The organism is Halomonas sp. BC2 (genome assembly GCF_002078115.1).
Taxonomy (GTDB): domain Bacteria; phylum Pseudomonadota; class Gammaproteobacteria; order Pseudomonadales; family Halomonadaceae; genus Vreelandella; species Vreelandella stevensii.
Genome location: NZ_LFGT01000005.1, coordinates 5812 through 15861 on the forward strand (window position 1 = coordinate 5812; position 10050 = coordinate 15861).

Below are 10050 nucleotides of genomic sequence, written 5' to 3' on the forward strand. Positions count from 1 at the left end.
ATGCAACAGCGCGCTCACCGGCGCAGGCGCCACCATGGCTCTGGGCAGCCAGCCGTGCAGCGGTACCATGGCCGCCTTGACCGCCAGGCCGCCGACCAGCAGCGCGAAGATCAGCGTCAGCAGGCCACGGTGGTCGGCCAGGTAAGGCGACAGACCCCGCTCGGAGGCAAAGGAGTGGTCGCCTGTCAGGCTATACAGCAGCACGACCCCCAACAGCAGCACGACACCGCCGGTCAGGGTGTAACGCAAGTACACGCGCCCTGCCGCCAGCGCCTTGGCCGTGCCCGAATGCACTACCAGCGGGTAAGTCGACAGCGTCAACAGTTCATAGAAGATCAGGAAGGTAAACAGGTTACCGGAGAGCGCAATGCCCAGCGTGCTGGCCACGCAGAGGCTGAAAAAGCCAAAGAAGCGTTTGCGGTTGGCCGCATGCTCCAGGTAGCCAATGGCATACACCGTGGTGCACAGCCAAAGCAGCGATGAGAGCCCGGCAAACATCACGCCCAGCGCATCGGCGCGCAGCACGAAATCGACGCCTTCGACAATCTGGAAGCTGAAGGTGTCCTCGTAGCCTTCCGCCACGCGCCCGACCATCAGCACGACCAGCACGATCTTGCTGACCGCCGCCAGCAGGTTGATGCCGGTACGCCAGCGCCGCGCCTCTTCGGGTAGCGCAAAAATGGCCACGGCGGCCAGCAGAGAGGTCGCCAGTGTGGTCAGCGGTAACCAGGCTGCGTTCATGCACCACCTCCTTGTAGCAGGGCCAACGGCAAGTGGGTCAACAGACCCAGCAGCAGCGCGGCCAGGGCGAGCGCCAGTGCCACCGCATCCATGCCCGGCGCCAACGGTTGGTAGTCATGGCGCGGTGCGGTTTCATCGAACGAGTAGCGGAAGACCCTGAACACGTAGGCCGCGGTCAGCAGCGTTCCCGCCAGTAATGCTGCAACGGCAAGCCACTGCTGAGTGAGCACCATGGCCTGCAGCAGCAGCCACTTGGCCGTGAAACCGCTGCTGGGTGGCAGGCCCATCAGCGTGATGGAGGCGATGCCGAAAGTCAGCAGTGAGAGCGGCAATCGGCGGCTGGTGCCCGCCAACGCCTGCAGAGCGCTCTTGCCGGTGGCCAGCAGCAAGTTGCCGGCCGCCAGGAACATCGCCGCCTTGGCCAGCGAGTGCCCCATCAGCTGTAGCCAGAACCCCTCCCAGGCCAGCGCCTGGGGTAGTGGCGAGGCTTGCGGCCCCAGCAGTAGCGGAAATGCCACCATCAAATAGCCCAGCTGGCCCACCGTGGACGAGGCAATCAGGGTTTTCAGCGACGCAGCCCGCCATGCCACCAGCCCGCCCCACAAGATGGCCGCCATTCCCAGCCAGCCCACCAGCTGCGGGGCCAGCCAGGTATCGGGCAGCAGCACGCTCCACACCATCAGCAGAATGAACAGCGAGGCCTTGATGACCAGCGCCGCGTGCAGGGCGCTCACCGGCGTCCAGGCGTTTTCGTGCACCGGGGTCAGCCAGCCATGTAGCGGAAACAGCGCCGCCTTCAGCGCCAGCCCCGCGCCTATCAGCGCCGCCGCAATCCAGCTCACCGGGCCTGGCTCGACCACCTGGGCCAGGCCCATCAGCGTCAGTTCCCCCCAGTACCCCAGCAGCAGGGCAATGCCCAGCAGGAACGCCAACGACCCCACCAACGCCAGCAGCAGGTAGCGCATACCGGCCTTGAGCGCACTGCCCTTGCCCGACAGCAGCAGCATGCCGACGGCGGCCAGCCCCATTAGCTCCAAGGCGGCGTAGAGCGTCAGCAAATCGGCCGCCATCCAGATCAACGACAGCGCGCTCACCAGAACGCCCATGAGCGGCCACAGCCAACGCCCCTGAGGGCCAAGCCGGGAAAGCGCCAGGTGCCCGGGGGTATACAGCGCGGCGGCCAACGCGACCCACTGGGTAATCAGCAGCATGAAGCCGCTCACGCCACTGAAGCGCAGCGCCAGATCCACCCCTGCCAGCTGCCACTGCCAGCGCAACACGCCCGCCTGCTGGGCATCCATGACCATCCACAGGCCTGCTACCAGCACCGGCGTACAGGCCAGCAGGACGGGCACCATGCGCGCGGGGCGCAACCAGGCCCCCAGCAGGCCTAACAGGGCAGGTAGCAGCAGAACGACCAGCAGCGCCCAGTGGGTCGACCACAACGGCTCGAAAGTGCTGTCATGCAAGCCAAAACGCCAGCTCATTGTGAAGCCTCACGGGGGGCCAGGGGGGCTGGCTGCTCATCGACCAGGGCCGACACCCCTTCCAGCTGCAGCAGATGTCGTATCAACAGCACGCCCAGCAGGGTGCCCAGCCAGGCAATCAGCAAGCCCACGCCAATCAGCGCCTGGGCATTGGGCAAGGGGCCCGCCATGCCTGCCAACAGCAGAAACACACCCGACCCCAGCACGTTGAAGGCCATCAGCCGACGCAGCCAGTGTCGATGCAGTGCAAAAGCCCCCATGGCCGCCGAGACCATGACGACCGCCGCCAGCATCAAGGGGTGTTCGCTCAACGAGTAGGCCATGTCGGGCAAGAGGTAGCGCAGCGCGGCGCCGATCATCACGCTCCACGCCAGCGCCAGCAGCCCACGACTGATGACATGCCCGGCCCCGTGCTGCACTCGGTCGTAGTGGGCAGCCTCTGGGTGAGCCGAGGGAAATGCCTTCAAGGCATAGAAGAAGCTGCCGCCGGTGAGCACGCCCCCCAGCACCAGCTCCATCAGCCCCAACCAGGGCGCCTGCCACTGCCACCAGGCCAGGCTCATCAGCAGCGTGAACAGCAAAAACAGCCGACAGGTCCGCGGCAGATGGCGGTCCAACAGACAAGCAAGCGCCACTGCCACCAGGCAAAGCGCCAGCCCAGCTTCCAATATATCCACCGACATCATGAAGTGCCTCCGCCTATCCTGTGCATTGGCCAGCGAAAAAGGAGGCCGTACTACGCGAGCCGTTCGCTCAACCACCTGCCGATATCGTTGACCTGCTGCGGGCAGAGCGCGTGGGCCATGGGATATTGACGATAGTTCACCGAGTAACCGAGCGCCTTGAGGCGCTCGGCGCCAGAGCGGCCAAGCGTTTCAGGCACGATGGGGTCAAAGTTACCATGATGCACCTCAAGGGGGATATGGCGGTTGGCCTCGGCAAGTTCAATGCTGTCGGCGGTGGCAAAGTAGGTCGACATCGCCAGCAACCCGCCCAGCGGCTGGGGGAACGAGAGAGCCGCCTGATACGCCACCGCGCCGCCTTGGGAGAAACCTGCCACGATGATCCGCTGGCTATCGATACCCTGATCGATCTGCTCCTGAATCAGCGCCTGAATACGCTCGGCGGATTTTTTCAGCTGAACTTCATCAACCCGGCGCCCCAGGTCCATGGCCAGAATGTCATACCAAGCAGGCATCACCATGCCCCCATTGATGGTCACCGGCAGGCGCGGCGCATGGGGCATGATGAAGCGCACATGGGCGCTTTCCGGCAAGGCCAGCGCAGGCACCAGCGGCTCGAAATCGTGCCCGTCGGCACCGAGTCCATGAATGATGAACACGCACGCATCGGCGGGTTGACCATGTTGCGGCTCGATAATCAGTTCGCCTGGAGCTGTCATGTCGCATTCCTTGGTGGCTGTCAAAAACGCCACCCTAGCGTAAAGCGACGCGTTGGGCGAGTCCTTCCCCACTTAAAACGGCCACACCCACGGAATCAACGTCACCGCAATGGCCCCGGTCAGCAGGTTCAAGCCACCTCCTACGCGCAGAAAGTCCCCCAGCCGATACCCCCCTGGGCCATGCACCATCAGATTGGTCTGGTAGCCAATGGGGGTCAGGAAACTGGCCGACGCAGCAAACATGACGGCCACCACGTAGGGCATGGGATTGACGCCCAGGCTCTCGGCCGCCGCCATCACCACCGGAAAGATGATCACCGCCGCCGCGTTATTGGTCACCATCTCGGTGAGCAGCGCCACCACGCAGTAGGTGCCCAACAGCAGTAGCCAGGGGTTGCCTGCCACCAGAGAGAGAATACCGCCCGCCATCACGTCGGCTGCTCCAGAGGTTTGCAGCGCCGCCCCCACGCCGAACGAGGCCGCAATGGTCAGCAGAACCTGAGTATCCATACCCCGCTTGGCCGCGCCTACCGTGCAGCAACCGGTCAGCAGCACCATGGCAGCGCCCAGCATGGCAGCATTGAGCATGCTGAGCACGCCAAAGGTCGCCAGCATCACCGCCCCCAGCAGAATCGCCCAAGCCAGCGGCGCCTTTTCATGCACCGGCCTGGCCGCACCGTTGAGTTCACTGATCAGCAGGAAATCCTTGGACTGGCGATGGCGCTCGATGAACGGCGGGCGAGCCTCGAGCAGCAGCACGTCCGCTGGCTGCAGGCGTACCTGCCCGAGGTTGCCGGTCACCCGCTCGCCGCCGCGACAAATCGCCAGCACCGCCGCCCCGTACAGAGTTCGAAAGCGTCCGTCGCGAATGCGCTGGCCAATGAACTGGCACTGACTGGAGACCACGGCTTCTACCAACCGTCGCTCCTTGAACTCCTTCTCCAGGCTGGAAGCGCCATCCCGAGAGGGAATCAGACCCCGGATCTGCTGCAGCTCCACGGCCGCCACCGACGTGCCCACGAACACCAGCCGGTCACCGCCCTTGAGCTGCTCGCCCGGCCCCACCACGCTGACCACGTTACCGTCACGCTCGATCTCGACCAGAAACAGCTCCTGAAGATGCCGCAGCCCCGCCTCCTCCACGGTGCGGTTCACCAGCACGCCGGTGGGGTCCACCTCCATTTCGATGGTAAATTCTCTGGGGTTGGCAAAGGCATTGGCGACGCCTTTACGGGCAGGCAGGATGCGCGGACCCAGCACAATCAGGTAGGTAAGCCCGGCCAGAGCCACCGGCAGGCCAACCCAGGCCAGGTCGAACAGCCCCATGGCCAGATCCGGGTAGCGCTCCACCAGCAGCCCATGCACCACCAGATTGGTGCTGGTACCGATCAGCGTGATGGTCCCGCCCAGAATGGAGGCAAAGCTCAGCGGCATCAGCAGCCGCTGGGGAGACAGCTTCAAACGGCGGCTCCAGCTCATCACCGCCGGGATATAGGTGGCCACCACCGGGGTATTGTTGAGAAAGCCGCTCAGCGACGCCACCGGCAGCAGCAGCCGGGTCAGGGCGCCCCGCTCGGTGGCTGGGCGACCCAGCACATAGCGAATGATCAAATCGATGCCGCCGGTTTCACGGATGCTGGCCACCAGCACGTACATGAACGCCACGGTGAACAGGCCGCTGTTGGAGAAGCCTCCCAGCGCCTGCTGCGGGTCGATGACCCCCAGGGTCATCAATACCACCACGGCTCCCAATAGAATGATATCGGGGCCCAGGCGCGACAGCGCCATGAGGGGGAAAATCGTCAGCACCACCCCAACGGCAATCCAGGCATCCAGCGACATAAACCCATATCCTTGATAAACGAACCTGGGGATATTGTGCCGCCTGCCCAATATTCTAAAAAGTTATTTTTAGAAACACAGTAAGAACAAAATAGAATATACCCATGAGGGGTGAGGGGTGAGGGGTGAGGCGAAAATCGCGACAAACAAAAAACCCCGCACGAAGGCGGGGTTTTTCTACAGACTGACCCGTAGGTCACCTGACAACATCATTCGTTCAGATTACAGAACTTTGATGTTGGAAGCCTGAAGGCCTTTTTTACCCTGGGTGACGTCGAAGGAAACCTTCTGGCCGTCTTGCAGAGTTTTGAAGCCGTCAGCTTGAATTTCGGAGAAGTGCGCGAACAGGTCGTCGCCATTGTCGTCCGGAGAAATGAAGCCGAAGCCTTTAGTGTCGTTAAACCACTTAACGGTACCAGTTGCCATGATCGAAATCCTCGATTTAGCTTAATGAAGAGCCGGGTAATACCCGAGTTGCAGTGGGTAGAACAAGAAACTTTCACCAGACTCAACGCGAGAGCGTTTCGATACTGCTGACTACGTTCGACTTGCTAACCAACTGCATGCAGCATGCGCTTAACGACGCTGCACGTCAACACTATGATGGAAAAAAATGTCAGTGCAATGAATTTTCTTCCAAAATCCATCCGGCGGCCTTTTCGGCGATCATCAGCGTCGGCGAATTGGTGTTGCCACTGGTGATGGTGGGCATCACTCCCGCGTCGGCCACCCGCAGTCCAGACACCCCGCGAACCCGCAATTGCGCATCCACCACGGCCATGGGGTCGTCGTCTTTTCCCATCCGCGTGGTGCCGACCGGATGGAAAATCGTCGTGCCAATATCCCCTGCCAAACGAGCCAGCTCCTCGTCGGTCTGGTACTCCACGCCCGGTTTGATCTCTTCCGGGGCGTATCTGGCAAAGGCGGGCTGCTCGGCGATGCGTCGCGTCACCCGCAGCGAATCGGCGGCCACCTTGCGGTCCTCGGGGGTGCTCAGATAGTTCGGCGCGATCGCCGGTGCCTGGCGCGGGTCGGCGCTTTTCAGGCGCACGGTGCCTCGGCTGGTAGGATTCAAGTTGCACACGCTGGCGGTGATCGCAGGGTACGGGTGCAGAGGCTGCCCAAAGGCTTCGAGACTCAACGGCTGCACGTGGTACTGGATATTGGGATACGGCTGGTCGTCGGAACTACGCGTGAACGCGCCCAACTGCGACGGCGCCATGCTCATGGGTCCCGTGCGCCGCGTGAGGTACTCCCATCCGATACCGGCTTTGCCCCATAACGTGCTGGCCATGGCGTTCAGCGTTTTGGCATTGCTGACACGATACACCGAACGTATCTGGAGGTGATCTTGCAGGTTCTCGCCCACCCCCGGCAGGTCGTGCACGACCTCGATGTCATGCTCGGCAAGGTGCTCGGCGGGACCGATGCCCGATAACTGCAGCAGGTGGGGCGAGCCAATCGCGCCGGCACACAGCACGACTTCCTTGCTGGCCTGCACGCGCAGAGTCTTGCCTGCTCGCACCACTTCGACTCCTTCGCAGCGGGGGACAGCCTGATCACGCTCGAAGCAGAGCCGGTTCACCTGGGTGGAGTGCCACAGCGTCAGGTTGTCCCGCTTCAAGGCCGTGCGCAAGAACGCCTTGGCCGTGTTCCAGCGCCAGCCGTCGCGCTGGTTGACTTCGAAATAGGCAACGCCTTCGTTACTGCCTCGATTGAAGTCTTCGGTTCGAGGAATACCGGCCTGAACGGCGGCTTCGGCAAAGTCATCCAACACCTGCCACTTCAGGCGCTGCTTCTCCACCCGCCACTCGCCGCCGTGGCCATGAAACGCGCGGTGAGTGTCATCACCGTCGCTGCCTTTATCCAATCGGTAGTGGTTTTCGTGTTTGATAAAGTCCGGCAGGCAGTTCTCCCAGCGCCAGGCATCGCTGCCGGTCACTTCCGCCCAGTGGTCGTAATCCCGCGCCTGGCCGCGCATGTAGATCATGCCGTTGATACTGGAGCAGCCCCCCAGGGTCTTGCCGCGCGGATAGATCAGCGAGCGACCGTTCAACCCCTGGTCGGGCTCCGTGCGAAACAGCCAGTCGGTGCGCGGGTTGTTGATGCAATACAGGTACCCGACGGGTATATGAATCCAGTGGTAGTTGTCTCGGCCACCGGCTTCGATCAGCAGCACCCGATTGTTCGGGTCGGCGCTCAGTCGGTTGGCCATCAGGCACCCTGCGGTGCCTGCGCCTACCACGATATAGTCAAAGCATTGCATGGCGGCATGAGCCGCCATGGGGGTAGTTGTATTGTTGGACATGCAGATGACTCCGGTGAAGAGCGGGCGTTACTTCGCCGTGGGCATCACGAATTCGGCACCGGCGTCGATGGAGTCAGACCAGCGCTGCATGATCGACTTCTGCTTGGTATAGAAGCGCACGCCCTCTTCGCCATACGCATGGGTATCGCCAAACAGCGAGCGCTTCCAGCCGCCGAAACCGTGCCACGCCATGGGCACGGGAATCGGCACGTTGATGCCGACCATGCCCACCTGGATACGGCGGCCAAACTCACGGGCAACGCTACCGCTTTCGGTGAAGCAGCTCACGCCGTTACCAAACTCATGGTCGTTGATCAGTTGAATGGCAGTGGCCACGTCCGGCACGCGCACGCACACCAGCACCGGGCCGAAGATCTCTTCTTTGTAGATCGTCATGTCGGGGGTCACGTGATCGAACAGCGTGCCGCCCATCCAGAACCCCTCGGCGCAGCCCTCTCCCGCGTTGGCGCCGTCGAATTCACGGCCATCGACGATCAGCTGTGCACCCTCGGCCACGCCCTTTTCGATGTAACCGGTAATGCGCTGATGAGCCTGGCGGGTCACGATGGGGCCCATTTCGGCATCCAGCTGCATGCCATCCTTGACCTTCAGCGCCTGGGCTCGCTCGGTGAGCATCGGCACGACTTTATCGGCAACGTCGCCCACCAGTACGGCCACGCTGATGGCCATACAGCGCTCACCGGCGCTGCCGTAGGCGGCACCGATCAGCGCATCGACGGCCTTGTCCAGATGGGCATCGGGCATCACCACCATGTGGTTCTTGGCGCCGCCCAGCGCCTGCACGCGCTTGCCGTGCTTCGCGCCGCGCTCGTAAATCAGGTTGGCAATGGGGGTGGAACCGACGAACGACAGCGCCTTCACCTCCGGATGATCGATCAGCGCTTCCACGGAGTCCTTGTCGCCCTGCACCACGTTGAACACGCCATCCGGCAGGCCCGCCTGCTGCAACAGGTCGGCAATCATCAGCGAAGCGCTGGGGTCCAGCGGGCTGGGCTTGAGAATGAACGTATTCCCGGCGGCAATCGCGATGGGGAACATCCACATGGGCACCATGGCCGGGAAGTTGAACGGGGTGATCCCGGCCACCACGCCCAGCGGCTGTCGCACGGTCCAGTTGTCGATGCCGGTACTCACCTGCTCGGTATAGTCACCCTTCAACAGCTGAGGGATGCCACAGGCAAACTCGACGATATCGATGCCACGCGCCACTTCCCCCTGGGCGTCGGTGAACACCTTGCCATGCTCTTTGGTGATCGCCTCGGCCAGCGCATCCTTGTGTGTATTGAGCAGCTCCAGAAACTTGAACATCACCCGAGCGCGGCGAATGGGGGGCGTGTCGGCCCAGGCAGGGAAGGCCGCCTGGGCCGCCTGCACGGCCGTGTCCACATCCGCCGCCGACGCCAGTGCCACGCGACCAGTGACCTGACCCGTGGCCGGGTTGAAAACGTCCTGAGCAGTACCAGAGGTGCCTTCGCTGCGCTGGCCGTTGATGAAGTGGTGAATGGCGTGAGTTGTCATTGTCGCTACCTTTATAAACATCGTTTAAGTGATGAAGAGAATCTGCCCTAGACTACCCGGCGCCACAGGCCAAGCAATTGAGTAATTTTTAACCCGGATATAAGCTCTGCTAATAACATGACAACGAAGGTCATCGACCATGCAGGAGTACGCCACGCTACGGGCCTTTGTGGCCGTTGCCCATACCGGCAGCGTGTCTCGCGCCGCTGAACAACTGCACCTCACCCAGCCTGCCGTCAGCCTAAAGTTGAAGCAGCTTCAACAACACCTTGGCCTGACGCTGTTCACCCGCCGCCCTCAGGGCTTGCGCCTCACTGCCGATGGCTATGCCCTGCTGCCCGCCGCCGAAAACGCCCTGGCCAGTGCGCTGGCATTCGAACAAAGCGCCAGTGCCCTGCACAGCACCCTGCGCGGCAAGCTGCGCATCGGCACCATCGTGGACCCTGAATTCATCCGCCTGGGCGATTTTCTGAGCCGCCTGATGGCCCGAGCGCCCCAGCTGGAAACGGAGCTGCACCACGGCATGAGCGGCAGCGTGCTGGAAGACGTGGTGCACAGCGAGCTGGATGTGGGCTTCTTTCTGGCACCGCCCGGCGAAGGCCCGGCCCATGACGCCTTGGCCTGGCGTGAGCTGACCCACTTTCATTACCACGTAGTGGCGCCCCCGGGCTGGGAGTCCAAGTTGGCCGACACCCGCTGGGAAGCGCTGGCCAGCCTCCCCTGGATCGTCA

Annotated in this window: 9 protein-coding genes; 1 reads left to right on the forward strand and 8 read right to left on the reverse strand. The window is 62.6% G+C overall.

The genetic code is table 11. The features are described 5' to 3' along the window. The 8 genes from B7L71_RS03535 to B7L71_RS03570 form a co-directional block, all read right to left on the reverse strand. On the reverse strand, window positions 1-741 hold a 741-nt coding region (locus tag B7L71_RS03535), incomplete at its 3' end, for a complex I subunit 5 family protein (RefSeq protein WP_283160398.1). Beyond that, entirely contained in the window at window positions 738-2228 is a 1491-nt protein-coding gene (locus B7L71_RS03540; RefSeq protein ID WP_081136040.1) for a complex I subunit 5 family protein, read from the reverse strand. The genes B7L71_RS03540 and B7L71_RS03535, both read right to left, overlap by 4 nt. After that, window positions 2225-2914, reverse strand: coding sequence for a hypothetical protein (locus B7L71_RS03545; protein WP_081136042.1), 690 nt, complete (start codon window positions 2912-2914; stop codon window positions 2225-2227). Before B7L71_RS03545 ends, B7L71_RS03540 begins: the two co-directional genes overlap by 4 nt. A gap of 50 nt (window positions 2915-2964) precedes the next feature. Beyond that, window positions 2965-3630 carry an alpha/beta hydrolase gene (locus B7L71_RS03550; RefSeq protein ID WP_081136043.1) on the reverse strand — a complete coding sequence of 222 codons (666 nt, stop codon included), beginning with the start codon at window positions 3628-3630 and terminating at the stop codon, window positions 2965-2967. Between the two features lie 72 nt (window positions 3631-3702). Next, window positions 3703-5472 (reverse strand): SLC13 family permease, encoded by a 1770-nt coding sequence (locus tag B7L71_RS03555; RefSeq protein ID WP_081136045.1) that lies wholly within the window; start codon window positions 5470-5472, stop codon window positions 3703-3705. 222 nt (window positions 5473-5694) lie between these two features. Continuing rightward, window positions 5695-5898: a cold-shock protein gene (locus tag B7L71_RS03560; protein ID WP_009101184.1), complete on the reverse strand. Its 204-nt coding sequence runs from the start codon at window positions 5896-5898 to the stop codon at window positions 5695-5697. Between the two features lie 190 nt (window positions 5899-6088). After that, on the reverse strand, window positions 6089-7756 hold the full coding sequence (locus B7L71_RS03565; RefSeq protein WP_081136047.1) for a GMC family oxidoreductase: 1668 nt from the start codon (window positions 7754-7756) through the stop codon (window positions 6089-6091). Window positions 7757-7807: 51 nt separating this feature from the next. Next, a complete protein-coding gene (locus tag B7L71_RS03570; RefSeq protein ID WP_081136048.1) occupies window positions 7808-9319 on the reverse strand; it encodes a CoA-acylating methylmalonate-semialdehyde dehydrogenase in 1512 nt (503 codons plus the stop codon). A gap of 139 nt (window positions 9320-9458) precedes the next feature. Between B7L71_RS03570 and B7L71_RS03575 the strand changes: the two genes are divergently transcribed. Further along, window positions 9459-10050: LysR family transcriptional regulator (locus B7L71_RS03575; RefSeq protein ID WP_081136050.1), on the forward strand; the 592-nt coding region annotated here is incomplete at its 3' end.

What these genes read in the sequence shown, in the direction of transcription:
- B7L71_RS03545 (WP_081136042.1), bottom strand. Translation starts at nt 2,914, where the DNA reads ATGATGTCGGTGGATATATTGGAAGCTGGGCTGGCGCTTTGCCTGGTG.
- B7L71_RS03555 (WP_081136045.1), bottom strand. Translation starts at nt 5,472, where the DNA reads ATGTCGCTGGATGCCTGGATTGCCGTTGGGGTGGTGCTGACGATTTTC.
- B7L71_RS03540 (WP_081136040.1), bottom strand. Translation starts at nt 2,228, where the DNA reads ATGAGCTGGCGTTTTGGCTTGCATGACAGCACTTTCGAGCCGTTGTGG.
- B7L71_RS03565 (WP_081136047.1), bottom strand. Translation starts at nt 7,756, where the DNA reads ATGGCGGCTCATGCCGCCATGCAATGCTTTGACTATATCGTGGTAGGC.
- B7L71_RS03570 (WP_081136048.1), bottom strand. Translation starts at nt 9,319, where the DNA reads ATGACAACTCACGCCATTCACCACTTCATCAACGGCCAGCGCAGCGAA.
- B7L71_RS03550 (WP_081136043.1), bottom strand. Translation starts at nt 3,630, where the DNA reads ATGACAGCTCCAGGCGAACTGATTATCGAGCCGCAACATGGTCAACCC.
- B7L71_RS03560 (WP_009101184.1), bottom strand. Translation starts at nt 5,898, where the DNA reads ATGGCAACTGGTACCGTTAAGTGGTTTAACGACACTAAAGGCTTCGGC.